We start from the raw sequence: 23881 nt of genomic DNA, 5'->3' as shown, positions 1-23881 counted from the left end.
GCATTCCGTCGGGGGCCGTGTTCAGCCTGCGGTCGGTGAGCAAGGTCTACCGCATGGGCGAGTCGGAGGTCCGTGCGCTGCAGTCGATCGACCTGGACCTGCGGCCGGGGGAATTCGTCGTCCTGCTGGGGGCGTCCGGCAGCGGCAAGTCGACCTTGCTGAACATCCTCGGCGGCCTGGACCGCCCGAGCTCCGGTGAGGTGCGTTATCGCGACCATGATCTGGCCAGGGCGTCGACGGCCGAGCTCACGAGGTTCCGGCGCGAGCACATCGGCTTCGTGTTCCAGTTCTACAACCTGATTCCCAGCCTCACGGCGCAGGAGAACGTGGCCCTGGTCACCGAGATCGCTGCGTCGCCGATGGCGCCGGCCGAGGCGCTGGCGCGGGTGGGCATGGCGGAACGAAAAGATCATTTCCCGTCCCAGTTGTCCGGCGGCGAGCAGCAACGGGTGGCGATCGCGAGGGCGGTGGCCAAGCGCCCCGACGTGCTGCTGTGCGACGAACCCACCGGGGCGCTCGACTACCCGACCGGCAAGCTGGTGCTGTCGGCCTTGCAGCGCATCAACCAGGAGCTGGGGACGATCACGGTCGTCATCACGCACAACGCCGCGATCGCGGCACTGGCCGACCGGGTGATCCGCATCAGCGGTGGCCGCATCGTCGATGTCCGCCACAACCCCGTCCGGGCCTCACCGGACGACATCTCATGGTGACGATGCTGGGCCGGATGCTGCGGCGCGACCTGTGGCATCTGAGGGGACAGGTCATCGCCGCGGCGCTGGTGGTGGCCTGCGGGATCGCGACCCTGGTCGCCACGCGCGGCACCTACGAGTCGCTGCATGCGGCGCGGGACGACTATTACGCCGGCCACCGGTTCGCCGATGTCTTCGTCCACCTGAAGCGGGCGCCCGACGCCTTGGTGGCGGACATCCTGCGCCTGCCCGGCGTGGCCCAGGTGCGCAGCCGCATCGTGGTCGAGGTGTCGGTGGAGGTGCCGGGGCTTGCGGAGCCCGCCGTGGCTCGGCTGGTGTCCGTTCCGGGCCTGCGGACGCCGATGCTGAACGACCTCCAGATCGTGCACGGACGCTACATCGATCCCGGAGCGACGGATCAGGTGATCGTCAGCGAGGCCTTCGCGAAGGCCAATGCCCTGAAGGTCGGCGACCGGGTCGGGGCCGTGCTCCATGGTCGATGGCGGGCCTTGTCGATCGTCGGCATCGGCTTGTCGCCGGAGTTCGTCTACGAGGTCGGCAGCGGCATGCTGTTCCCGGACAACCGGCGCTACGGGGTGATGTGGATGGCCGCCGAGACGCTGGCCCCCGCGTTCGACATGCAGGGATCGTTCAACGACCTCGTGCTGTCGCTGGCCGCCGGCGCGCGCGAGCGCGACGTCATCGATGCCCTGGACACCCTGCTGCGCCGCTACGGCGGGCTCGGCGCCCATGGCCGCGACGCGCAGCTGTCGCACCGCTTCCTGTCCGACGAACTGGCCGAGCTCGGCGTGATGACGACCACCTTGCCGGCGCTGTTCCTCGCGGTCTCGGCCTTTCTGGTCTATGTCGTGCTGTCGCGCCTGGTCGCCACGCAGCGCACGCAGATCGGCCTGCTCAAGGCCTTCGGCCACACCGACTTCCGCGTCGGCCTGCACTACCTGCAGATCGCGCTGGCCACGGTGGCCATCGGCATCCTGATGGGATTCCCGCTGGGCATCGGCCTGGGCCATGCGTTCGTCGGCGTCTACAGGGACTACTTCCATTTCCCGCGGCTGACGCTGATCATCTCGCCCACCCTCTTGCTCGTCGCGGGCGGGGTGAGCCTGGCCAGCGGCAGCGTCGGCGCGCTGCTGGCGGTCCGACGCGCGGTGGCGCTGGCACCGGCCGAGGCGATGCGGCCCGAGGCGCCGGCCTCGTTTCGTGCCGGCCTCCTGGAGCGCCAGGGGATCGCCCGCCAGCTGCCTGCTTCCTTGCGGATGATCGTGCGCAATCTGCTGCGCCGGCCCTGGAAGGCCATGCTGTCGATGCTGGGCATCGCGCTGGCAATCGGCCTGATGGTGGTCGGCCGCTTCGCGCTGGATGCCGCCAACCACATGATGTCGGTGCAGTTCAACGAGGTGCAGCGCGAGGACGTGACGGTGCTCTACGCCGAGCCGCGCGGTCCCCAGGCCGCGCTCGCGATGTCGAAGATGGACGGCGTGGTGCAGGTCGAACCGTTCCGTCAGGTGCCGGTCTGGTTGCGGCGCGAGCATCGCAGCCAACGCGTCGAGCTCACCGGCCTGCCGCCGGATCACCCGTTGCGGCGCTTGCTGGGGCGGGACCTGCGGCCGGTCGACCTGCCGCCGCAAGGCCTGGTGCTCGGCGACAAGCTGGCGCGCATCCTCGCGGTCCGGCCGGGCGATGTCGTCACCATCGAGGTGCTGGAAGGCGCACGGCCCGTGCTGCAGGTGCCGGTGGCCGCCATCGTCGACGAGATGCTGGGGCTGGGCGCCTACATGGACGCGGGGGCGCTGGCGCGCCTGCTGGGCCAGGAGGACAACAGCTCGGGGGCCCATCTCCGGATCGAGGCCGACCATGCGGACGCGCTCTACCGCGAGCTCAAGCGCCTTCCCGCGGTGGCCGGCGTGGCCGTGCGCAGCGCGATGCAGCAAAGCCTGCGGGAGACGATGGACCGGTCGTTCTTTTTCTTCAGCGCGGTGCTGGTGGCGTTCTCCTGCGTGATCATCGCCGGCATGGTCTACAACAGTGCCCGCATCGCGCTGTCGGAGCGCGGCAATGAACTCGCGAGCCTGTCGGTCCTGGGCTTCACGCAGCGCGAGGTCGGACGGCTGCTGCTGGGAGAACAGGCCTTGCTGTTGCTGATGGCGATCCCAGTCGGCCTCGGTCTGGGCTATGGTCTGTGCGCGCTGCTGGTGCCGCTGTTCGACCGAGAATTGTTCCGCCTGCCGCTGGTGATCGGCACCGGGTCCTTCGTTCTGCCGGTCGTGGCGGCGCTGGCGGCCTCCGGCCTGTCCGGTCTGCTCGTGGCGCGCCGGGTGAGCCGCCTCGACCTGATCGCGGTCCTTAAGACCCGCGAGTGAAACGGAGCCCACGGCATGTTCTGGAAACGCTTGCTCCTCGGCGCCAGCCTCGTGGCCGGGATCGGATGGCTGGTCTGGATCCTGTTGCCGCCGCCGCTGGCGGTCGACCTGGCCACGGTCCGAACCGGGCCCATGCAGGTGACGGTGGACGATGTCGGCGAGACGCGCAGCCACGCACGGTTCCTGGTCTCGGCCCCGGTGGCCGGGCGCCTGTTGCGGATCGACCTGCACGACGGCGACGCGGTGGCCGAGAACCAGGTGCTGGCGCAGATCGCACCGGTGCCACTGTCGAGCCGCGAACGCGCCGAGATCACCGCGCGGGTGGCGTCGGCCGAGGCGACGGCGCGCGAGGCCGGGCAGCGGGTCCGGCATGCCGACGAGGACCTGGCGCAGGCCCGGCGCGAACTCGATCGCGTGGGGCGGCTGGTCCGCGACGGCTTCATGGCGCCGCAAGCGGCCGAGCAGGCCAGAAACCTGGCGATCACCGCAGCCAGCGAGGCCGAGGCCGCCCGGTTCCGGGCCAGGGCGGCGGAGGCGGACGTCAAGGTGGCGCGCTCGGGCCTCGAAGCCACGCGTGCGCTCGCGGCCGGCGAGGGTGGGCTGATGCCCATCCGCGCGCCGATGGCCGGGCGCGTCCTGCGCATCTCCGATGCCAGCGAGCGCGTGGTCTCGGCCGGCACGCCCTTGCTGACGCTTGGCGACCTGGACACGCTGGAGGTCGTCATCGAACTGCTGTCCACCGACGCGGTGAAGGTGGCGCCGGCCATGCCGGTGCTGGTGGAAGGCTGGGGCGGCGACCGGATCCTGCGGGCCCGGGTCCGACGGGTGGAGCCCTATGCGGTGACCAAGGTCTCGGCGCTCGGCATCGAGGAAAAACGCGTCAACGTCATCGCCGAGTTCGTGGACCCGCCGGACCGCATCGGCGACGGCTTCCGCGTGACCGCGCGCATCGTGACCTGGCAGGCCGAGCAGGTCCTCAAGGTGCCCACCAGCGCGCTGTTCGGGTGCGAGGGAGGCTGGTGCGTCTTCGTCGTCGACGGCGGACGCGCGCATCGGCGTCCCCTCGGACTGGGCCACCGCAATCTCGTGGAGGCGGAAGTCACCTCGGGGCTGGCCGCCGGGCAGCGCGTGATCCGCTATCCGGGCAATGCGCTGCAGGACGGCGCGCGAGTCCGGGGTCGGCCCGAGGGCTGAGCAGCGCCGAGCCTGCCGGCCGTCGACGCCTTCGCCAGCACCCGCTTTGTTGACCTGAGGCAGGCCGCGCGGCCGGCATCGGGACTACAAGTGAGCTTTGGTTCCGACGAACCAAGTCAACGCAACCAGGAGCTGACATGAAGCGCAAGAACATCGCATGGGTGGGACTGTTGGGCATGATCGCGGGGCTGTCCCTGGCGCAGGCCAAGGAGCCCGGTGGCGCCCCCCGGCTGGAGTTCCGCACGATCCCGATCGAGGGCGCCGACTCGTCGGTGCACAGCGTGACGCCGTACCGGATCTACGACCGGGTCGTCGTCACCGTGTCGGACCCCGTCGCCTGCGGCCAGAAGCCGAAGGACCCGGCGATGGCGATCGAGGGCAACCGGCTGTCGCTGAGCTACAAGCTGACGCCGGCATCGCCGGTCGCCAAGGCCTGCACGTTGATTTCCGAGTTCATCGTGCTGAACGCGCCGAAGCGGGACCTGGAGGTCAGCTTCGCGGGTGGACCGGAGCCGTATGTCGTGGCCCGCATGCGCAAGTGCCCGTTCTACGAGCCGAAGACCGCCGACATCTGGGAATGCCTGGCACCGGATGCCAATTGAGCCGGACCTGACACCGCGCCTCACGCCAGGCCGGCGTTCCTGATCAGCACATAGGCGCCGGTGCCGACCAGGATGCTGAGCAGCGCATGGCGCCGGTACCACTGCAGCAGCACCACGAGCGCCACCGCGAGCCCTTCGGGCCATGGCGGGCCGGGGTGCGTTGCCGCAGCGTCGACGCCGGTGTTCACCAGCAGCAGCGTCATGATGGCCAGCGGCAGGAACCGCCCCAGGCCTTGCACGATCGGATGATGCTCCAGCCACTGCGCGGCCAGGAAGGGCAGTGCCCGCAGCGCGAAGGTGACCAGCCCCATCGCGGCGATCGCCGCGATCACGTAGCCGGCGTCAGTCATGGGGCGCCTCCCGGGTCGAAGCGGCGGCCCGTGCCTGCCAGACGAGGCCGGCCGCGAAGCACAGGGCGATGGCGATCATCAGCGCCTGCTTCGGCGCCGCGGCGTGGGCCACCGCGTAGGCGGCCAGCGCCACCCAGAGCGGCGCGCGGGAGCGAGCCGTTCGCCACTGTTCCACGGTGAGCACCGCGAACAGCGCCGCCAGCGCGAAATCCAGCCCCACCAGCGTGATGCGCGCCTGGGCACCGATCACCGCCCCGATGGCCGTGCCGAGCACCCACCAGCCCTGGTTGAGCAACGCGACCCAGGCCAGTCGGGAGCGGTTGCCGGTGGCCGGCATCGCGGTCAGCACCGAATAGGTTTCGTCGGTCAGGCCGAACACCAGGTACCACCGCAGCCACCGGCCCGGCGGCAGGCGGTTCAGCAGCGACAGGCCGTAGAAGACGTGCCGCAGGTTCACGACCAGGGTCGCCAGCGCGATCGTCCCCACCGAGAGCCCGGCCGACAGCATCGGAATCATCATGTACTGGGCCGCCCCGGCGTACACCACCAGGCTGGACAGGATGGCCAGCCACCACGCCGCACCGGCCTGCACGCACAGGAAGCCGAAGACCGTTCCCAGCGGGATGTAGCCCATCGCGACCGGCGCGGTGAGCGCCAGCAGCGACAGCGGGCGTGCGGGGGCGGGCGATGGCGCGGGGCGGGTGGGCGGGTTCATGGCAGGCAAGGACACGATCAGCCTTGCATTGTCGATGGGAACCTCGGCCCTCGCCGGCGCGCGGCGGCGGCGGGATGGAGAATCGCGGCCAACGCGGCGGCACGACCGGTCGCCGCGCCCTGGCGATCCGGCCCTCGTCGCCGGCCGTCGCCGCATCCTCACCCCAGGAGACCGACCATGAAGCTCTATTACTCGCCCGGCGCCTGCTCAATGGCGCCGCACATCGTGGCCACCGAGGCCGGCACGCAGCTCGATCTGGTGAAGGTCGACATCCCGAACAAGAAGACTGCTGATGGCGGCGACTTCTGGAAGGTCAACCCCAAGGGGTACGTGCCGGCCCTGCAGCTCGACGACGGCACGGTGCTGACCGAGGTCGGCGTGATCTGCCAGTACCTCGCCGACCAATCGCCGCAGAGCGGCCTGGTGGCGAAGGCGGGCACGCTGGAGCGCTACCGCCAGATGGAGGCGCTGAATTTCGCCGCCACCGAAGTGCACAAGCAGATCGGCGCGCTGTTCAACCCCGCCATGACCGCCGAGATGAAGGCCGTGCAGCAAGGCGTGATCGAGCGGCGGCTGAACGCGCTGGAGCAGGCGCTGCAAGGCAAGTCCTACATCATGGGAGACACCTTCAGCGCGCCGGATGCCTATCTGTTCACGGTGCTGAACTGGACGGTGCCGCTCAAGCTGGACCTCGGCCGGTGGCCCAACATCCAGGCCTTCATGGCCCGCGTCGGCGCCCGCCCGAAGGTGCAGCAGACCTTGAAGGCCGAGGGCCTGCTGAACGCCTGATCGACCTGGCCAGGCGGCTCGTCCGGGCCACCTGGCCGGAAGGCCGCTGCCAGGTCGCGCGGGCCGGTCGCCCGACCCGCGCAGCGCCCGCTCACTTCGCCACGCGCTGCGCCACCTTCAGGCCGCCCCCGGGGCCGTTGTGGCAGTCGTAGCAGCTGACCTGATGGTCTGCGGCGAAATGCACCGTGCCGTTCTCGGTCTTGAAGTCGCGCGGGCTCTTGGTCTTGGACAGCGGGCTGCCGCGGAAATCCGCCGCGTGGCAGTAGGCGCAGGCGTTGCGGTTCTTGTCCGCATAGTCGCCGTGCGCGCCGACCCAGGCCGAGCCGATCGTGTGCAGCCCGTGCGGTCCGCCGTTGGGGGTGGTCTTCAGGCCGGTGTGGCAGGCCGCGCATTCGGCGATCATGCCGACATGGCCCTGGGTTTCGACCGACTGCACGTTGTCGCCGTCGTGCGAGCTGGTGTACTCGGCATGGGTCGAGCCGTGGCAGGCTTCGCACTGAAGACCGCCGTGCCCCTTGCTGAAGCGGTAGAGGTTGTAGCCGGGGGCGGGCACGTCGGCGTTGGTCGCGAAGGTGGGGTCCTTGGGCTGCTTCAGGTTGCCCTTGGCGTTCACTGCCATCAGGTCGCGCTGGCCGTCATGGTGGCAGGCCTGGCAGGTGGGTTCCTGCAGCCAGCCGATGCGCTTGGCGCCGCCCACCTTGCTCATGCCGGCGTGGCAGCTCTGGCACTGGATGGCCTGGGTGCCATCGGGTAGCAACGCGTTGCCCATCACGCCGCGCAGGCACTGAGTCAGCGCGCCGGGGTGGCACAGGTAGCAGGCGCCGCGGTCGCGCTCGTCGTCGAGCGGCAGGCCGGTGGCGGGGTTGATCACCCGGGCGTGCAGGCTGTGCGTCGCCTGGGTCAACGGCGAGATGCCGACGATGCCGGTACCGGCAAGGGCATTCGAGGCATGGCAGGCCGCGCACAGGATCGGCTTGCCGCTGTCTGCGGTGGCCAGCAGCCCCTGCTTCTTGTAGCCCAGGGCCTGCAGGGCCTTGCGGTACTTGGCGGTGGCGAGTTGGCGGTCGTCGTGCAGGGCCAGCGCATTGCGGCGGTAGTCTTTGTCGGGGCTGCGCGGGTCGTAGACCCAGCCGGCCACCGGTTTGGCGGCGTCGTCGGAACCCGAGGCGTGGCAGGCGATGCAGGTCATCTCGTCGGACACCGGCAGGATCACGTGCCCTGCCGCCAGCGCGTTGCCGGCGGCGTCGTGCGCCACGACCTTGACCATCGGGTAGGTGTTCTTGACGAGGTTGTCGTCGAACGGCGTCATCGGGATGCCCACCGCCTGGTGCATTCCGGCGGCGGCCTGGAAGCTCATGGTCTGCGGCGCGTAGCCCGCGGCCAGGAATCCGGCCAGGCCCTGGCCGGGGGGCAGGTCGACGCCGAACAGCGGCTTCGCATAGTCCCAGAAATTGGTCTTGCCCAGCGAGTAGCTGTTGACCGAGCCGTTCAGGTCGGGCGTGGCCTCGAAGCTCACGCTCACCCCGCTCGTGACGAGCTTGTTGTTGGTGATGTCGACGACCTGGGCGTGCAAGGTGTTGTACGGCGGCAGGATGGAGAACACCGAGTAGTCGGAGTCCATGCAGTGCATGCCCAGATCGTTCCATCCCAGGACCTTGTACTGCGCCGCCCGGGCGCCTGGCGAGGCCCCGGCGGCCAGCACAGCGAGCGCGAACGCGCCCAACCAACGGTGAAGACCGCGCATGATCAACCTCCTCCAGCCGGATGCGATGTGAAGGGGCTCACCCCTCCGGCCGAGGCGACCCGCGAAGCCCGGCGTCGATCGGCCGGGACTGCTTTTGCGGACCATGATGGGCGTGCGCTGCAGCCACCGTCAATCCCTTGGCGGTAAGCATTCGGCCTCGCTTTGTAAGGTGTCGTGACACGCCGGCGGACCTGGACGGGCGGTGCGGAGATGCCCGTCCTGACCCAGGTCAAGACTCGCTCGTGTCGTCCCTGGCGCGGCCGAGCTTGTACCAGAGCGATCGCTCGCTGATGCCCAGCAGCGCGGCGGCGCGGCGCTTGTTGTCGCCGCTGCGCTGGAGCGCCAGCGCGATCAGCTGCTGCTCCAGTTGCTCGACGGCGTCGGGCAGGTTCAGCGTCGCGGGTTCCGCCTGCATCGGGAGCAGGACATCGGCGGCGGCGGGCGCGGCGAGCGATGCCGGCAGGGCGGCGACCGCCGCGCGGAGATCGGCCGGCAGGTGGTTGTCGCTGATCAAGTCACCGCGGCACAGCACCAGCGCGCGCTGGATCACGTTGTCGAGCTCGCGCACATTGCCCGGCCAGCGATAGGCCTTCAGGCAGGCCAGGGCCTGCGCGGTCAGCTCGATCCGGCGGCCCTGGCGGCGGGCCAGGTGGCTGACCAGGCCGGGCAGATCGTCCACGCGCTCGCGCAGCGGCGGCAGGTCCAGCGCGAAGACATTGAGGCGGTAGTAGAGGTCTTCGCGCAGCCGTCCTTCGCGCACCGCCTCGCGCGGGTCGCGGTTGCAGGCGGCGATCACCCGCACGTCGAGCGCGATGCTGCGGTTGCTGCCCAGGCGTTCGATGCTGCCCTCCTGCAGCACGCGCAGCAGCTTGGATTGCAGCGCGATCGGCATCTCGGTGATCTCGTCGAGAAAGATCGTGCCGCCGCTGGCGAGTTCGAACTTGCCGATCCGCTCTTTCACCGCACCGGTGAACGCGCCCTTGTCGTGGCCGAACAGCTCGGCCTCGACCATCTCGGCCGGCAGGGCCGCGCAGTTGATCGGCACGAACAGCTGGGCGGCGCGGTCGGACGCGCGGTGCACGGCGCGCGCGGCCAGCTCCTTGCCGGTGCCGGTCTCGCCGGTGATGAGCACCGAGGTCCGGGTCGGGCCCACCTGCTCGATCTGCTCGAACACCGCCCGCATCGCCGGGCTGCGGCCGAAGAAATCCTCGCCCGGGCGCTCGACCTGTTCGCGCAGGAAGTCATGCGCCAGGCGCATCTGCTCGCCGGCGAGCACGCGGCGCACCGCCAGTTCCAGGACGTCGACGTCGAAGGGCCGCAACAGGTAGTCGCGCGCGCCCAGCTTCATCGCCTGCACCGCCGATTCGACGCTGCCCTGCGCGGTCATCACGATCGTCGGCACCAGGCGGTCGCGCTCGGCCATCGCCTGCAGCAGGCCCAGGCCATCGAGCACGGGCATGCGCAAATCGGTCAACACCAGGTCGAAGGATTCGTCCTCCAGCCAGGCCAGGGCCTGGCGCCCATCGGCGGCGCTGCGCACGCGGTGGCCGAGCTGGCCCAGCATGATCTCCAGCACCCGCCGCATGTGGGCTTCATCGTCGACGACCAGGATGTTCGCGGGGCTCATGCTCGGGCAGTCTCCAGAAGGGGGGCGGGCGGGTGGCGCGGCAGGTGGAGGGTGAACAGCGCGCCGCCCAGCGCGCTGCGGCCCACGCTGATCTGGCCGCCGTGGGCATCGACGATCTGGCGCACCACCGCCAGCCCCAGGCCGATGCCGCCTTCGCGGCCGGACACGAAGGGATCGAACAGGCGCTCGGCGACGGCCGGCGCGATGCCGGGGCCGTCGTCCTCGCAACGCAACTGCAGCCAGTCGCCGGCATCGGCGGTCGACAGCAGCACGTGCCCGGTCGGGCCCGCCGCCTGCTGCGCGTTGCTGAGCAGGTTGAACAGGGTCTGCATCAGCTGCTCGGCGTCGGCGTCGAGCCGCGGGTCGGTGGCCTCCAGGTGCAGCGTGATCGACGCGGATGTGGGCGCACCCGACGGCTGCACGCTGCGCATCTGGGTGCAGCGGCGCAGCAGCTCGTGCAGGTCGCAGGGGCCGAGCTGGGGCCGGCGCGGGCGCGCGGTGTCGAGCATGGTCGAGACCAGGCGGTTCAGCCGCTCGGTCTCCGATTCGATGAAGCCCATCAGTTCGCGGCTGTCGGCGCTGAGCCCGGGGTCGCGCAGCAGCACTTGCGCCGAGGAGCGCAGGATGCCCAGCGGCGTGCGGACCTCGTGGGCCAGCACCGCCGAGAACTCGCCCAGCATCGCGAGCTTGGAGCTGCGCACCAGTTCGCGCCGCGAGTGTTCGACCGACCGGATCATCGCCAGATAGGCTCGCCCCAGCTCGTCGAGTTCGGTGATGCGCGACGCCACGTTCGGCGTCGTCGGCAGGCGACCGTCCCGCTGATAGCGCACGGCGGTCTCGGTCAGCGCCGCGATCGGGCGCTCGATCATCGAGGCGGCCAGCGTGGCGGCGGCCAGCGTGGCCAGCAGCACGGCCAGCAACAGCACCAGGAAGGTCCTGGCGATGCTGCCGACCGGCGCCAGCGCCTCGTCGACCGGCTGCAGCACCAGCGTGGTCCAGCCCGACCCGCCGAAGGCGCGGGTGGCGCGCGACGGGCCGCGTCCGATCAGCATCGGCGCCGCCGACCACGGCTGGCCCGAGTCCACGCGGGTCGCACCCGACGCCGCGACGGCCAGGCCCGCCAGGCGCTGCGCGGCGTCGGGCAGGGCGAGTCCGCGCAGGCCGCGCGAGCCGGCGACCCAGCGTCCCTGGGCGTCCAGCACGACGACCTGCCGGCCGCCGAGGGCGGCGTTGTCGAGCAGGCGGCTGATCTGCGCCGGGTTGAACGCCAGGCGCAGCTGGGCGCCGGCGGTGCCGGCCGGGGCATCGCCGGCGCCCAGGTCGGTGTCGATCCAGATCGGCAGTCGATCGTTCAAGGTACCCGATGGCGGCAGGTAGAGCCGGGCCTGGCCGCCGGGCAGGCGGGCGATCGCCGACAGCTGGCGCGGGTCGTCGGCGGGCACGCGTTGGCCGATGTCGCTGGCCATCGAGCTGGCCAGCACGACGCCGTCCGTGCTGCGGCATTGCAGGCGCTGGTAGACGTCGCCGTAGCCGTCGGCCAGCCCGACCAGGTAGGAGGTCACCCGCTTGTCGACGTCGCCGAAGCGAAGATCCTGCATCAGCTCGGAGCGGCTCCAGACCAGCACGTTCTGGAAGCGCTCGAACAGCATCGTGTCGATGTCGGCCTGCAGGCTCTGCGCCTGCACGTTCAGCCCCTGGGCGATCTTGGCCTCCATCGCCGAGCGGGTGCGGCTGAAGCTGAGCCAGGACAGCACCACGCTGGGCAGGATGCCCAGCAGCAGAAAGGCCAGCAGCAGGGTTCGCCTGAGGGTCAACGCCATCCGCTCCGAGACCGTCCCCGGGCCGGCCGCAGCGCCGCCCGGGACCGTGCGCGCGACCACGCCGACAGGGCACGGAGATTGCGGTGCCGGCCATTGTGGACAATCACCGCTCCGTGCCTCACGCCATGAACCTCCTCCCCCCCGTCCGCGGGCGACGCCGCGACCGAGCGCTGACGACGATCTGGCGAGGCTGGCTGCATGGGCTCGGATTGTGCGCGCTGCTGGGCGCACCGCTGCTCGCCCGGGCCGACGCGGTGGAGGCGCCGGTGGCCGAGGAACTGCCCGCCGCGCCGCCGGCCGGCCGGGTGTTCGGCCCGGGCGTCCACCTGGCCGGATACGGCACGCTGCAGTTGCTGGTGCCGCAGTCCGGCGGCGCGGGCGTGGCGGCGGGTTCGGCGTCCAGCGACCCCCAGTTCAGCGACCGCAGCCGGCTCAACCTGAGCCACCTCAGCGCGATCCTGTGGTGGGAGCCCAGCGCGACCTGGAAGCTGCTGGGCGAAGTCGACGCCGAGGACGCGGCCCAACTGCCCTCGCACGTCGACAGCCAGGACGGCGCCGCCTCCGCGGCCTTCGTCTCGCTGGAGCGCCTGTACGCCGATTACCGGGCCAGCGACGCGCTGACGCTGCGGGTGGGCAAGTTCCTGACGCCGATCGGGCGCTGGAACCAGGAACACTCCGACCCGCTGACCTGGACCACGCTGCGGCCGCTGATTTCCGATTCGGCCTTCCCCACCAACGCCACCGGGGCGATGGCTTTCGGCAGCCTGCCGGTGGGCAATCACTGGGTCGACTACCAGCTCTGGGCCTCGCAGGGCAGCGGCTGGCGCGCCAGCCCGCGCGAGGATCCGTTCCGGCGCGCGCTCGGGCTGCGCCTGGCGACCGCGCTGACGCCGGCCCTGCAGGTCGGCGCCTCGCTGAGCGACTTCGTGCAACGCGACGACAGCACCGACAGCTTCCGGCTGGCCGGCATCGACCTGGTCTGGAGTTCGCACGGCACCGAGCTCAGCACCGAAGCGATCGCGCGGCGCAGCGCCACCGGCCAGCCGGGCGCCACCGAGCACGGCGGCTTCGTCCAGGCGGTCTTCCCGCTGACGCTGCGCTGGTTCGCGGTGACGCGGATCGAGACCTACAAGCGCGCCGACGACGCCTTGAGCAGCCGCTCGGCACTGCTCGGCGTGGTCTACCGCAGCGGGCGGCATTGGGTGGCCAAGGCCGAATGGGTGCGGTCGAACGCATCGGCCGAAGGGCTGCCGCAAGGCCTGTTGACCTCGGTGACGCTGCTGTTCTGAGCGGATGCCCGGCGTGCTTCGATCCGCTGCCAACCCGCTGTCGACCGCGCGGCGTCGCCTGGCCCTGGCGCTGTGGCTGGCGCTCTCGGTGCCGGCGGTGCGGGCCGGTCCGCCCGAGCCGCCGATCGCGGTGGTCGTCGCTCCCTCGTCGTCGCTGGCCTTGCCGCTGTCGCGCTCCCTGGTCTATGCCATCTACGCGCGCAAGCGGCTGCTGTGGCCGGACCGCAGCCGGGTGCTGCCGGTGAACTTGCCGGCGTCGCACCCGTTGCGGCGCAACTTCTCGATGTGGCTGTTCAAGCGCAGTCCCGAAGACCTGCAGGATTACTGGAACGACGAATACTTCCACGGCGTGCTGCCGCCGCCGGTGCTGGCCTCGGAGGAGGCGGTGCTGCGTTTCGTGGCGGCGACGCCGGGGGCGGTCGGCTACGTGTCGGCCTGCTCGGTCGATCCGCGCGTCGACGTGGCCGCGCTGATCGCCAGTCCGGACGGCACCGCACCCTGCCCGCATTGAGGCCGGGCGCCGTGTGCGCAAGTCTCGTCGGCTTGCGCAGCGCTCTCTGCAAGTTCTTGCGCACTGGGGCGTCGACCGACGCCGGCGCGGGCGTCGCGACGGGGCGGCCGATCGACCGCTTCGCCCTTGGCCACGCCCGGCGGACCGGCGCGGCGGCCCGCGCCGCGGACGGGTTGGCCCGCCGATTGCGTTGAAGCCTCGGCAGGCACCTCGCGATCCCCGCGCAGGACTTGTTCACCGCCCCGCCGGGCGCTGTCCGTTGTCGTCTTGTCGCCGCCGCCCACGCTGCGGGGCGTTCGTCGCGGAACAGCGTTACCGGGGTTCATGGAGGTATCGCCATGTTGATGCGAGGAACCCCGATCACGATTCGCTATGGCGACCGGATCTTCGGTGGCTTCTACGCCACGCAGTCGGACATGCTGACGGTCTGGAACCGCGACTTCGGCAGCCGCAGCGTCCAGCTGGAGGGACGCATCGCCACCGACGTGGCGCGCGGCCTGTTGCTGGAACTCGTGCAGGGCTGCAGCGTCGACGTCCTGCGCCGCACCATGCGGGCGGCCTGAGCGCGGGGTCGCCGCCGGCACAGGGGCCGGCGACCCGCGGCGACCCCCGCGGTTCGGGCCACGGCGGCGGTGCCCGCCACCTCGCGCAGGCGCGCGGGCCGGCAATGTACGAAAATGCGCCGCTGCCCAGCGGCTCGCCCGCCGATCCCGCTCGCCCGCAAGACCCGGTGCTGCTCGCGCGAGCAGGCCCTCCCCGGGGGCAGTCCACGCCTCTTCACCAGCAGTTTGAAAAGAGTTCGACCTTGGAAAGCTCCCGCCCGATCACGCCGCCAGACCTCTCGACGGCGGCCTTTCCTGCGCCAGCCGGCTCGCCGTGGCGGTTCCTGGCGCGCGTGCTGCCGGCCTCCTTTGCCTGGCGGGTCGTGCTGGGGCTGGCGGCGTTCGCCGCCGTCTGGCTCGGCGAGCTGAGCCTGGTCAGCCTGACGCCGCCGATGGACAACGTCGAGCAGCTGACCTGGGTGCGCTCCTTGCAGTGGGGCTACTACAAGCACCCGCCGCTGCCCACCTGGCTGCTGTGGCCGGTGGTGCACGAACTGGGCTTGCGCGCCAGCAGCAGCTACCTGATGGGGGCCTTGCTGACCCTGGCGTCGATGGGCGTGTTCGCCGGCCTGCTGTTCCGCCTGCGCGGCCGCACCTTCGCCAGCGTCGCGCTGCTGGCGGGGCTGTGCATCACCTACTACAACGGCCGCCTGCATTTCTACAACCACAACACGGTGCTGATGCTGTTCGTCACGACCAGCGCGGTGGCCTGCTGGCAGGCCTTTCGCACCCGCAGCCTGGGGTGGTGGGCCGCACTGGGCCTGAGCCTGGGCCTGGGCGGCATCAGCAAGTACCAGATCGCCGTCACCGGGGTGTGCGTCGCGGTCGTCTGGTGGCAGCAGCGCGGCTGGGCGGACCGGGTGCATCGCACCGGCGCCTGGCTGGCCACGCTGGTCGCGCTGCTGGTGATGACGCCGCACCTGGTCTGGCTGGTAAACCACGATTTCGGGCCGATCCACTATGCGATGAACTCGTCGCTGGCCGCCGACATGTCGGTGCGCAAGCGGGTGTCCGACGTGCTCTGGTGGCTGGTCGACCAGGGCTTCAACCGCCTGCTGCCGGCCTGGCTGCTGCTGGCCTTCGCGATCGCCTCGCCGGGCTCCGGCGCCGCGGCGCAGGACGGCGAACCGCCCGCTTCGGCAAGGCCTGCGGCGATCGATCTGGACCGCGCGCTGCTGTGGTCCTTCGGTTTCGTGCCGCTGCTGTTCATGGCCGGGATGGGGCTGGTCTTCGGATCCGACCTGCAGGCGCAATGGGGCACGGCCTTCGTGCACTTCACCGTGCCGGCGGTGATGGAGCTGTGGGCCTGGCGCCGCGGCGGCCGGCTGAGTTTGCATGTGCCGCGGGCGCTCAAGGCCTTCGTGGTCCTGCAGGGCTTGTTGCTGGCCATCAACCTGGCGACCTCGCCCAAGGCGCCGGCCGGCCTGCAAAGCCCCCACTGGAGCCGTTTCCCGTCGGCACGCCTCGCCCACGATCTGAGCCGGCCGGTGCGGCGGGCTCTGGGGGGCCCGGTGCGGGTGATCGATGGGCCGGGCGCGGTGGCCGGCGCCCTGTCGCTGCGCATGCACGAGCATCCGCTGGTGCTGATCGACGGCGACGCCACGATCAGCCCGTGGGTGAGCGACTCCGCCCGTCTGCACTGCGCCCGCCTGGTGCTGCGCGACAACCCGCCGGCGTCGGCCGAGGGCTGGCAGCCGGCCGGCGCGGATTTCCCCGGCCTGGTCTGGCGTGTCCAGCCGGCGCTCGATCCGAGCCGGCCCTGCGCGCGTTAGCCCGTGGCCTTGACGCGAGGGTGAGCGCTCGCGCGGCCGGCGCACCGCCTCCCGGCGGCGCGCCGCAGGCTCAACCGCCCCAGCCGAACGGCGAGTGGCGGCTCGATACCCGGTTGTCGCCGGTGAAGAACACCGAGCCGGTGCCGATCGACGGGTACACGTAGTACCAGACGGTGCGGCCGTCGACGGTGAAGATCTTCGACGGCTTGCCCAGCAGGGTCGAGACCTCGCTGGCCGGCATCGCCGCGGCGATCTTCGCCCAGTTGAGCCGCAGCAGCGCCTCGGGGCCGAGGTCGGCCGGGGTCGCGCCTGGTTGCAGCGCGGCCAGTGGGGCGGCCACCGGCGCCGGTTGGGCGGCCAGTGGCACCGTCACCGGCGCGGCCGGCATCGCCGCCGGCAGGGCGTTCGGTTTCGGCACCGCAGGGGCAGCCGCGGCGGCTGCCGCGGCCGGCGGCGAGGTGCCCTCCAGCCGTTCGACCCGTGCGTTCAGCTGCAACACCATGGTCTGGAGCGCCTGGACCTCGCTTTGCAGCGTGGCGACGTCGGGTTCGCCGGCCCAGGCGGCCTGCGTGCCGAGCAGCGCCAGCGACGCGATCAGCGGCAGGACCCGGCCTGGGCGGGTCACCCTGCGGGTCAGATCGGCACGTGGCATGTCATGCACCCCGGCCGGTCACTTCGCCGCCGCGTAGCTGGCCACCGCCTGCATCTGCTCGGTGCTCAGCGTGCGGGCCACGTTCAGCATGATGGGCGCGTTGGCGCGCACGCCGGACTGGAAGCCCTGCAGTTGCGCCACCAGATACTCGACATGCTGGCCGCTCAGGCGCGGGAACGCCGCCGCCCCTTCGGCATTGGCGCCATGGCAGCTGGCGCAGGCCGGCACGCTCTGCGCCGGGATGCCCTGGGTGTAGATCTTCTCGCCCTCGGCCATCAGCGCCGGCGTGCCGGCCTTCTCCTTGACGGCCGGCTGCTTGGCGTAGTACTCGGCCAGGCCGTTGATCGAATCGTCGCTCAGCTGCGAGGCCATGCCCCACATGTAGGCCTGCGCGTTCGGGTCGCCGCGGACATGGCCGCGGAAGGCGTCGAGCTGCAGCACGATGTAGGCGGCCTGCTGTCCCGCGAGGCGCGGGAACACCGGCGACACGCTGCGGCCTTCCGGGCCGTGGCAGGCCGAGCAGACGCCGGCAGCCAGCGCTTGAGGGGTCTGCTGCGCGAACGCCAGCCCCGAGGTGGCGCCCAGCAGGGCGGTCAGTGCGAATGCGGTGATCTTCTTCATGGTGGCCTGCTCAGAAGTTAATCCAGCCCAGGAGGTACACGGTGTTGTTGTCGCTGGCGTTGCGGCCCATGCCGTCGTAGTTGCTGCCGCCGCCGTTGAACTTGCTGTACGCGGTGTACTGCAGCGCGAACTTGGTGTTCTCGTAAGGCACCCAGTCGAACTCGGCGCTCCAGCCGCGGCTGTCGGGCGAGCCGTTGGCGTAGCCGCCGACCGGGACGCCGGTGGGATAGAGGGTGGCGTCGGTCGTGCCGGTGGTCGAGAAGTAGCCCAGCGCGCCACCGTAGCGGCGTTGGTAGTAGTAGCTGGTGCCGACGCGCAGCGTCTTCAGGCTGTTGGTCGGGTTGGCGGAGCCGCCGGCCGCGTAGGTGGCGTCCAGCGTCTGGTTTTCCTTGATGTAGGTGGCGGTCACCGACACCAGGTTCTCGTCGCCGATGTACTGGTATTGCGAGTCGATCGCCCAGTCGCGGTAGTGGTTGGTCGGGCCGGACAGGGCGTTGCCGCCGCCCGGGAACATGTTGACGTCCACGCCGTAGGCGCCCACCTCCCAGGAGTTGCGGTCCCACTGGCGCTCGTAGGCCAGGCGCCAGTACGGGGCCATGCCATGGACCACGTTGGTGCTGGTGCTGTCGATCTGCGCCGCCGCCGGGGCCGAGCGGTAGGCACCGACCTCGCCGAAGACCACGTCGTTCCACGAACCGTAGACGCTCAGGCCCGCGACGCCGGCGCCTGCCAGGCCGCCGTCGATCATGGTCGAGACGCCCGGCGTCGGCGCGGTGGCGCTGCGCTGGTCGAACGGCGACTGCCAGGCCGGGGTGGTGTTCCACAGGTCCTGCACGGTCGGGTTGTTGTTGGCGCTGACGCCCCACAGGAAGGTGTCGCTGGCCGGGCGGGCATAGCGGATGTCGGTGTTGTCCCAGCCGAAGGTGCCCGCGGTGCCGTCATAGGTCATCTGCACGAAGGCGCCGAAGTTCGGCGCGATGCGTCCGGCATAGAACAGGCTGGCCTGCTGGGGGAACAGCACCTGGCCGTTTTGTGCCAGCGCGTCGGCCGGCACCGAGCCCACGCCTTGCTGCGAGTCCGGCAGCTTGGCCTTGGTGCTGGTGTACGAGGCCTGCAGCATGAACGACAGCGGCGGCACCTGGTTGAGCACCAGGGTCTGGTCCTTGTTGGCGCTCATGCCGCTGACCTGCGGCAGGTTGTCGATGGTGTAGGCGTGCATCTTGAAGCGGCGCCCGAACGGCGTCAGCTCCGGGAACACGGTGTGGCAGGCCTCGCAGGCCATGCCGGTCTGGCGTGCGAAGCTGGGCACGGCCTGGGCGCTGCCGGGCGCCAGCAGCAGGGCGCCGCTGGCCGCGGCCATGGTGGCGAGGAATGTCCTCAGTTTGCTGGGTCTCATGACGATCTCCTGTTCAGCCTGGGTGGGATGTCGGGGCCTGGGTGGATCCCATGCCATCAATGATCGGAAGGCGTTCCGTCGGAGGCTTCATGCCCCGTTCGGCCGTGCGGTCCGCGTCGGCCGCGGGAACGAGTTCCCACGACGTGGTGGCGGTCGGCTTCAGAGGGGGGCACATCGATCGGTTCTCTGGCGGCAGGACGCCATGAGACGCTTTCAGGGTCGCGCGAAGGTTGACAGATGTCAACCTGGACGCATTGCGGACACCGACCTGCATTTGCATCGATATTTGTGCCCTGCACACCACAGAGGGTAAAGATTTATGTCTGTCAGGCTGACAAAAACGCTCGCCTTTACCCCGTGGTCCAGGCGCCACGACCCTCCCGGCACCCCGATCGGCGGCGGCGCCGCACCGGGCACGCCGGGTGGCCCGCCGGCCCACCGGCCGCGATCGGCGCGAGACTGATCGCTATCAAGCCGCCGCGGCCGGTCCGGACAGCGCGGCGGCGGACCCGGTCCTCGCGGCCCCGCGCCTCGGCTTCGCCGCCCGCCTCGGCTAGGGTTCGCCTAAGTGTGCGCGGGGATACTGGATGCTCCTCGCCTCATCCGCCGGCCCACCGGGGCCTGCCACGGCGACCTGATGGAATGGACGACCGATGAACAAGCGCACCGACCTGGCCCTGAGCAAGGTCCCCGAAGTCACTCTGGTGTTCTGGCTGATCAAGATCGCCGCCACCACCCTGGGCGAGACCGGCGGCGACGCCGTGTCGATGTCGATGAACCTCGGCTACCTGGTGGCCACCGCCATCTTCGCCGCCGTCTTCGCCGTGGCGGTGGCCGCGCAGATCCGGGCCCAGGGCTTCCACCCGCTGCTGTACTGGACGACCATCATCGCCACCACCACGGTCGGCACGACGCTGGCCGACTTCGCCGATCGCTCGCTGGGCATCGGCTACGCGGGCGGCGCCTCGCTGCTGCTGGGCTTGCTGCTGGCCTCGCTGTTCGTCTGGCACCGCACGATGGGCACCGTGTCGGTGACGTCGATCCGCACGCCCCGGGCCGAGATGTTCTACTGGACGACGATCATGTTCTCGCAGACCCTGGGCACCGCGCTGGGCGACTGGACGGCCGATTCGGAAGGCCTGGGCTACCGCGGCGGCATGCTCGTGTTTGGCGTGCTGCTGGCGCTGCTGGTCGCGGCCTACCTGTGGACCCGGCTGTCCCGCACTGCGCTGTTCTGGGCCGCCTTCATCCTGACCCGCCCGCTGGGCGCCGTGGTCGGCGATTTCCTCGACAAGCCGGTGGCGGCCGGCGGCCTGGCACTGAGCCGCTACACCGCGTCGGCGGTGCTGCTGGGCTTCATGCTGCTCAGCCTGACGCTCTTCAGGCACCGCGCGGCCGAGCGGGCGCACTGAGCGCCGCGGCGCCAACGCCATGCGGGTGCTGCTGGTCGAAGACGACGCGATGATCGGCGAGGCCGTCCAGGCTGCGCTGCGCGACGCCTCGTATGCCGTGGACTGGGTGCGCAACGGCCAGACGGCGCTGGACACGTTCGCGACCCAGTCCTACGACCTGGTGCTGCTGGACCTGGGCCTGCCCGGCCGGGACGGACTGGACGTGCTCAAGCGCCTGCGCGGCCAGGGCAGCCCGGTGCCGCTGCTGATCCTCACCGCCCGCGACGGGCTGGAGGATCGCATCCGGGGCCTGGACGGCGGCGCCGACGACTACGTCCTCAAACCCTTCGCGATGAGCGAGCTGCTGGCCCGGATGCGCGCGGTCGAGCGCCGCAAGGGCGGCGCGGCGGCGCCGTTGCTGGGCAATGGCGAACTGCTGCTCGATCCGGCGACCCGCGAGGCACGCTGCGGCGACGCGGCGGCGGTGCGCCTGTCGAACCGCGAATTCGCGCTGCTGCGGGCCTTGCTGCAGCGGCCCGGGGCGATCCTCTCGCGGGCCGAACTCGAAGAGCGCATCTACGGCTGGGGCGAGGAGGTCGAGAGCAACGCCGTGGAGTTCCTGATCCACGCGCTGCGCAAGAAGCTGGGCAGCCAGGCGATCCGCAACGTGCGAGGCGTGGGATGGATGGTTTCCAAGAGCGCCTGAAGCATTCGCTGCGGCTGCGGCTGTCGCTGGAGCTGCTGCTGGCCATTGTCGCGGTGGCCGTGGCGGCCGGCGCGCTGGCGTTCCTGAATGCGCTGCAGGAGGCCAACGAACTGCAGGACGACGTGCTGCGCCAGGTGGCCGCGCTGTTCGACCGGCAGCACCTGCCCGCGCCGCGCCCGGCCGACGCCCCCGACGCGTCCGCCGGGGACGTCGATTTCCCGGTCGCCGTGCAGATGCTGCCGTCGGCGGGGCAGCCCGCGGCGGCGGCGGCCGGCACGATGGCCTGGAGCGTCCCGTTGGTCGAGGGCCTGCAGACCGCGCCGGCGGGCGCGCGCCGCTACCGCGTGCTGGTGCGCACGCTCGCCACCGGCCAGCGCCTGGCCGTGGCGCAGGACACCGCGGTGCGCGACGAGGCCGCCCGGGCCGGCGCGCTGCGCACCGTGCTGCCCTTCCTGGTGCTGGTGCCGCTGCTGCTGCTGCTGGTGGCCCGGCTGGTGAGGTCGAGCTTCCGCCCGATCGCCGATCTGTCGGCCGAACTCGACCAGCGCAGCGAGTTGGGCCTGCATCCGATCGCGCCGCAGCCGCTGCCGCTCGAAGTGCGCCCGTTTGTGGTCGCGCTGAACCGCTTGCTGGCGCGGCTGGCGCAGTCGATCGAAACGCAGCAGCGCTTCGTCGCCGACGCGGCGCACGAACTGCGCTCGCCCCTGACTGCGCTGTCGCTGCAGGCGGAGCGCCTGGCCGACAGCGAGCTGCCGGCGGAGGCGGCCGAGCGTCTGGCCCGTCTGCGCGAAGGCTTGGCGCGCAATCGCCTGCTGCTCGAGCAACTGCTGGCACTGGCCCGTGCCCAGTCGGCCGCCGCGTCGCCTCCGGCGGATCGGGTGAGCGTGCAGGCGGTGATCCGCCGCGTGCTCGAAGACCTGATGCCGCTCGCCCAGGCCAAGGGCATCGACCTGGGGGTCACCGGTCAGGACGACGTGCGGTTGAGCGCCAGCGAGATCGACTTGTTCACGCTGCTGCGCAACGGCATCGACAACGCCGTCCGCTACACGCCTGCCGGCGGCCGGGTCGATGTCGCGCTGGAACTGCGGGACGGCGCCGCGCTGCTGCACATCGACGACAGCGGCCCGGGCATTCCTCAGCACGAGCGCGAGCGGGTGTTCGACGCCTTCTACCGCGTGCTCGGCAATGGCCAGCCGGGCTCCGGCCTGGGTCTGTCCATCGTCAAGACGCTGGTGGAACGCCTGGGCGGCGAGGTGCGGCTGGCATCCGCGCCGCCGCCGCTCGACGGGCTGCGCCTGAGCCTGCGGCTGCCGCTGCCGCCGGAGCGGGTTGACGCTGCGTCACCCGCGATCGGCTGATCCCCCGGAGTAATGCCGCGAGCCCCCGGGGGCTTGCGCGCTTACCGGGGACCGCCTTGCGGCAGTTCCGGTAGGACGTGCACGTGCTGGGCCGAGACCGCCTGCAAGGCGTCGGGCTTCAACCCCAGGGCCCGCAGCAGCGTGGGAGCGACCTGCACCGTGCTCACCGCCCGGCTCACCTGGGCCGGGCCGCTGAACGCCACCGGGTTCGACAGCAGCAGCGCGACATGGCGGTCGTCGTCCGAGAAGCCGCCGTGCTCGGCGCGCTTGTCGTCGCCGGCCTCGACGTAGATCACGCCGGCGCGCGGCACCACCACCAGGTCCGGCTGCCGGCGCGGCAACCCGCGGCCGCCGAAGGCGCGCGCCAGGCTCGGACCCCAGAGCACCCGGTCGATGCCCAGTTCGGCGGCGTGGCGGGTCAAGGCCGCGGCCACGTCGCGCGGCTTCGCGGGGTGGGTCGGGTCCAGCCAGACCAATGCGGCGGTGTCGGTGGTCAGCTGGGCCGGCGCCGCGCCGGCGGTCTGCGCGATCACGCGCTGCAAGCCGGCCTGGTCGATGCGGCGCAAGCGGGACGGATCGATCGGGCCGTTGCCGTGCTTGGCGCTCAGCACCACCAGGGTCGAATCGGCCAGGCCGTGCTGCCGCAGCGCCTGCATCAGGTCGCCCAGCAGCGCGTCGGTGTCGGCGAGCGCCTTGTCCAGCGCCGGGCCGGGGCGGCCGGCGGCGTCGAGGTAGCCGCCGCGCTTCTGCCCCACGCTGACGGCCTGCAGGTTCATCCCGAACAGCGCCGGCACCGGTTCGTCGCGGCTGCCGGCGTGGTCCTTGCCGGCGATCCAGTTCAGCACCGCCTGGGCCTTGTCGCGGTCGTAGGCCGCGGTGCGCTCGACCGACGCCGTGATCTTGTCGGCGCCCGGGTCGCTCGCGCCGCGGAAGTTGTCGCCGATCTCGGGCGTGTACAAGTCATCGATACCGTGACCCGACGGACCCTGGACCAGGTCGTAGGCGGGGTGTTTGTCGGCCCAGGCGGTGCGTCCGCCGGCGGCGTGCACCACGTCGAAGACGGTGTTGACCTGCAGGTACTGGTGCGGCGCGACCGGCGCGCAGCCATGAGCCGGATCCAGCGGCAGCTGGTGCGGGTCGAGCACCGCCGCCCCCTTGGGCGCGCCGGGCAGGTCCAGCGACTCGTCGTAGCGCACGACGCTGCCGTGGGAGCGGCAGTCGCTGCCGGGGGGCGACAGCGTGCGGTCGTAGGTGACGTCGTAGTAGACGCCGGTGGCCGAGGGCGTGCCGCCGGTGGTCAACGCGAGCAGGCCCGGAAACGAATCGGCCGGCGCCGGCGTGCGGGCCTGGGTGTAGGTGATGCCATGGGCCGCCAGCGTGGCGAACGTGGAAGCCGGATGGCTGGCGACGTAGCGTTGCAGGTCCTGCGCGTGCAGGCCGTCGACGCTGATCAGCATCACATGCTGGAAGCGCGGTGCCGGGGCCGGCGCGGCCACGGCGGTGGCGCTGGCGAGCGTGGCGACGGCGAAGGCCGCCAGCGCGAGCCGGCGGGGCCGCTGGCGACGGGAGAAGCGGTTGGTCATGGGATGGGGCGGGCAGGGCGCCCGGGTGAGCGACAGCGTGCTGCGCCGACCGACCGCGGAGTGGTCTGGTCGGCGCAGCACCGGAG

General features: G+C 71.2%; 21 protein-coding genes. 12 read left to right on the top strand and 9 right to left on the bottom strand.

What is annotated here, in order from left to right:
• Positions 1-53 precede the first annotated feature (53 nt).
• From AC0N04_RS05080 to AC0N04_RS05065, 4 genes are all read left to right on the top strand, one after another.
• On the top strand, positions 54-713 hold the full coding sequence (locus AC0N04_RS05080) for an ABC transporter ATP-binding protein (RefSeq protein WP_474280492.1): 660 nt from the start codon (positions 54-56) through the stop codon (positions 711-713).
• Positions 707-3073 carry an ABC transporter permease gene (locus tag AC0N04_RS05075; RefSeq protein WP_474279321.1) on the top strand — a complete coding sequence of 789 codons (2367 nt, stop codon included), beginning with the start codon at positions 707-709 and terminating at the stop codon, positions 3071-3073. The genes AC0N04_RS05080 and AC0N04_RS05075 overlap by 7 nt, the downstream gene beginning before the upstream one ends.
• 15 nt (positions 3074-3088) lie before the next feature.
• On the top strand, positions 3089-4267 hold the full coding sequence (locus AC0N04_RS05070) for an efflux RND transporter periplasmic adaptor subunit (protein ID WP_474279318.1): 1179 nt from the start codon (positions 3089-3091) through the stop codon (positions 4265-4267).
• A gap of 137 nt (positions 4268-4404) precedes the next feature.
• Positions 4405-4869 (top strand): hypothetical protein, encoded by a 465-nt coding sequence (locus AC0N04_RS05065; protein ID WP_474279316.1) that lies wholly within the window; start codon positions 4405-4407, stop codon positions 4867-4869.
• Positions 4870-4889: 20 nt separating this feature from the next.
• Here AC0N04_RS05065 and AC0N04_RS05060 read toward each other — a convergent pair whose 3' ends face one another.
• Together AC0N04_RS05060 and AC0N04_RS05055 are read right to left on the bottom strand one after the other, a co-directional pair.
• Positions 4890-5219 (bottom strand): branched-chain amino acid transporter permease, encoded by a 330-nt coding sequence (locus tag AC0N04_RS05060; protein ID WP_474279314.1) that lies wholly within the window; start codon positions 5217-5219, stop codon positions 4890-4892.
• Positions 5212-5934 (bottom strand): AzlC family ABC transporter permease, encoded by a 723-nt coding sequence (locus AC0N04_RS05055; protein ID WP_474279312.1) that lies wholly within the window; start codon positions 5932-5934, stop codon positions 5212-5214. Before AC0N04_RS05055 ends, AC0N04_RS05060 begins: the two co-directional genes overlap by 8 nt.
• 177 nt (positions 5935-6111) lie before the next feature.
• Between AC0N04_RS05055 and gstA the strand changes: the two genes are divergently transcribed.
• On the top strand, positions 6112-6723 hold the full coding sequence (gene gstA / locus AC0N04_RS05050; protein ID WP_474279310.1) for a glutathione transferase GstA: 612 nt from the start codon (positions 6112-6114) through the stop codon (positions 6721-6723).
• A gap of 91 nt (positions 6724-6814) precedes the next feature.
• Here gstA and AC0N04_RS05045 read toward each other — a convergent pair whose 3' ends face one another.
• The 3 genes from AC0N04_RS05045 to AC0N04_RS05035 all read right to left on the bottom strand — a co-directional run bounded on the left by AC0N04_RS05045 (position 6815) and on the right by AC0N04_RS05035 (position 11914).
• On the bottom strand, positions 6815-8467 hold the full coding sequence (locus AC0N04_RS05045; RefSeq protein ID WP_474279308.1) for a hypothetical protein: 1653 nt from the start codon (positions 8465-8467) through the stop codon (positions 6815-6817).
• 229 nt (positions 8468-8696) lie between these two features.
• On the bottom strand, positions 8697-10094 hold the full coding sequence (locus AC0N04_RS05040) for a sigma-54-dependent transcriptional regulator (RefSeq protein WP_474279306.1): 1398 nt from the start codon (positions 10092-10094) through the stop codon (positions 8697-8699).
• Positions 10091-11914 carry an ATP-binding protein gene (locus AC0N04_RS05035; protein WP_474279304.1) on the bottom strand — a complete coding sequence of 608 codons (1824 nt, stop codon included), beginning with the start codon at positions 11912-11914 and terminating at the stop codon, positions 10091-10093. The genes AC0N04_RS05040 and AC0N04_RS05035 overlap by 4 nt, the downstream gene beginning before the upstream one ends.
• Positions 11915-12039: 125 nt before the next feature.
• Here AC0N04_RS05035 and AC0N04_RS05030 point away from each other — a divergent pair, with 125 nt between their 5' ends.
• From AC0N04_RS05030 to AC0N04_RS05015, 4 genes are all read left to right on the top strand, one after another.
• Positions 12040-13203, top strand: coding sequence for a hypothetical protein (locus tag AC0N04_RS05030; RefSeq protein WP_474279302.1), 1164 nt, complete (start codon positions 12040-12042; stop codon positions 13201-13203).
• Between the two features lie 13 nt (positions 13204-13216).
• Positions 13217-13714, top strand: a complete 498-nt coding sequence (locus AC0N04_RS05025) for a hypothetical protein (protein ID WP_474279300.1) — start codon at positions 13217-13219, stop codon at positions 13712-13714.
• A gap of 338 nt (positions 13715-14052) precedes the next feature.
• Positions 14053-14277, top strand: a complete 225-nt coding sequence (locus AC0N04_RS05020) for a hypothetical protein (RefSeq protein WP_474279298.1) — start codon at positions 14053-14055, stop codon at positions 14275-14277.
• A gap of 242 nt (positions 14278-14519) precedes the next feature.
• On the top strand, positions 14520-16088 hold the full coding sequence (locus AC0N04_RS05015; protein WP_474279296.1) for an ArnT family glycosyltransferase: 1569 nt from the start codon (positions 14520-14522) through the stop codon (positions 16086-16088).
• Positions 16089-16158: 70 nt separating this feature from the next.
• Here AC0N04_RS05015 and AC0N04_RS05010 read toward each other — a convergent pair whose 3' ends face one another.
• Genes AC0N04_RS05010 through AC0N04_RS05000 form a run of 3 tightly spaced genes read right to left on the bottom strand, consistent with a single transcriptional unit; the run spans position 16159 to position 18757 of the window.
• Positions 16159-16740 carry a hypothetical protein gene (locus AC0N04_RS05010; RefSeq protein ID WP_474279294.1) on the bottom strand — a complete coding sequence of 194 codons (582 nt, stop codon included), beginning with the start codon at positions 16738-16740 and terminating at the stop codon, positions 16159-16161.
• 18 nt (positions 16741-16758) lie between these two features.
• On the bottom strand, positions 16759-17361 hold the full coding sequence (locus AC0N04_RS05005; protein ID WP_474279292.1) for a c-type cytochrome: 603 nt from the start codon (positions 17359-17361) through the stop codon (positions 16759-16761).
• 10 nt (positions 17362-17371) lie between these two features.
• On the bottom strand, positions 17372-18757 hold the full coding sequence (locus AC0N04_RS05000) for a cytochrome C (protein WP_474279290.1): 1386 nt from the start codon (positions 18755-18757) through the stop codon (positions 17372-17374).
• 653 nt (positions 18758-19410) lie between these two features.
• On the opposite strand from AC0N04_RS05000, the gene AC0N04_RS04995 reads away from it, so the two are divergent.
• Genes AC0N04_RS04995 through AC0N04_RS04985 form a run of 3 tightly spaced genes read left to right on the top strand, consistent with a single transcriptional unit; the run spans position 19411 to position 22212 of the window.
• Positions 19411-20169, top strand: a complete 759-nt coding sequence (locus tag AC0N04_RS04995) for a COG4705 family protein (protein WP_474279288.1) — start codon at positions 19411-19413, stop codon at positions 20167-20169.
• A gap of 19 nt (positions 20170-20188) precedes the next feature.
• Positions 20189-20854, top strand: coding sequence for a response regulator transcription factor (locus tag AC0N04_RS04990; protein ID WP_474279286.1), 666 nt, complete (start codon positions 20189-20191; stop codon positions 20852-20854).
• On the top strand, positions 20830-22212 hold the full coding sequence (locus AC0N04_RS04985) for a sensor histidine kinase (RefSeq protein ID WP_474279284.1): 1383 nt from the start codon (positions 20830-20832) through the stop codon (positions 22210-22212). Before AC0N04_RS04990 ends, AC0N04_RS04985 begins: the two co-directional genes overlap by 25 nt.
• 41 nt (positions 22213-22253) lie before the next feature.
• Here the strand turns inward: AC0N04_RS04985 and AC0N04_RS04980 are convergent, their stop codons facing one another.
• Positions 22254-23795: an alkaline phosphatase family protein gene (locus AC0N04_RS04980; protein WP_474279282.1), complete on the bottom strand. Its 1542-nt coding sequence runs from the start codon at positions 23793-23795 to the stop codon at positions 22254-22256.
• Positions 23796-23881: the final 86 nt, after the last annotated feature.

It is taken from the genome of Ideonella sp. sgz306126 (genome assembly GCF_056032705.1).
The sequence above is the reverse complement of the archived record's forward strand: the minus strand, read 5'-3'. Positions and strand labels throughout refer to the sequence as shown.

Coding starts and splice junctions, on each gene's coding strand:
- AC0N04_RS04990 (WP_474279286.1), top strand. CDS start 20,189: ATGCGGGTGCTGCTGGTCGAAGACGACGCGATGATCGGCGAGGCCGTC.
- AC0N04_RS05030 (WP_474279302.1), top strand. CDS start 12,040: ATGAACCTCCTCCCCCCCGTCCGCGGGCGACGCCGCGACCGAGCGCTG.
- AC0N04_RS05080 (WP_474280492.1), top strand. CDS start 54: ATGGGCGAGTCGGAGGTCCGTGCGCTGCAGTCGATCGACCTGGACCTG.
- AC0N04_RS05010 (WP_474279294.1), bottom strand. CDS start 16,740: ATGCCACGTGCCGATCTGACCCGCAGGGTGACCCGCCCAGGCCGGGTC.
- AC0N04_RS05055 (WP_474279312.1), bottom strand. CDS start 5,934: ATGAACCCGCCCACCCGCCCCGCGCCATCGCCCGCCCCCGCACGCCCG.
- AC0N04_RS05075 (WP_474279321.1), top strand. CDS start 707: ATGGTGACGATGCTGGGCCGGATGCTGCGGCGCGACCTGTGGCATCTG.
- AC0N04_RS04995 (WP_474279288.1), top strand. CDS start 19,411: ATGAACAAGCGCACCGACCTGGCCCTGAGCAAGGTCCCCGAAGTCACT.
- AC0N04_RS04980 (WP_474279282.1), bottom strand. CDS start 23,795: ATGACCAACCGCTTCTCCCGTCGCCAGCGGCCCCGCCGGCTCGCGCTG.
- AC0N04_RS05005 (WP_474279292.1), bottom strand. CDS start 17,361: ATGAAGAAGATCACCGCATTCGCACTGACCGCCCTGCTGGGCGCCACC.
- AC0N04_RS05045 (WP_474279308.1), bottom strand. CDS start 8,467: ATGCGCGGTCTTCACCGTTGGTTGGGCGCGTTCGCGCTCGCTGTGCTG.
- AC0N04_RS04985 (WP_474279284.1), top strand. CDS start 20,830: ATGGATGGTTTCCAAGAGCGCCTGAAGCATTCGCTGCGGCTGCGGCTG.
- AC0N04_RS05070 (WP_474279318.1), top strand. CDS start 3,089: ATGTTCTGGAAACGCTTGCTCCTCGGCGCCAGCCTCGTGGCCGGGATC.
- AC0N04_RS05060 (WP_474279314.1), bottom strand. CDS start 5,219: ATGACTGACGCCGGCTACGTGATCGCGGCGATCGCCGCGATGGGGCTG.
- AC0N04_RS05065 (WP_474279316.1), top strand. CDS start 4,405: ATGAAGCGCAAGAACATCGCATGGGTGGGACTGTTGGGCATGATCGCG.
- AC0N04_RS05020 (WP_474279298.1), top strand. CDS start 14,053: ATGTTGATGCGAGGAACCCCGATCACGATTCGCTATGGCGACCGGATC.
- AC0N04_RS05040 (WP_474279306.1), bottom strand. CDS start 10,094: ATGAGCCCCGCGAACATCCTGGTCGTCGACGATGAAGCCCACATGCGG.
- AC0N04_RS05000 (WP_474279290.1), bottom strand. CDS start 18,757: ATGAGACCCAGCAAACTGAGGACATTCCTCGCCACCATGGCCGCGGCC.
- gstA (WP_474279310.1), top strand. CDS start 6,112: ATGAAGCTCTATTACTCGCCCGGCGCCTGCTCAATGGCGCCGCACATC.
- AC0N04_RS05035 (WP_474279304.1), bottom strand. CDS start 11,914: ATGGCGTTGACCCTCAGGCGAACCCTGCTGCTGGCCTTTCTGCTGCTG.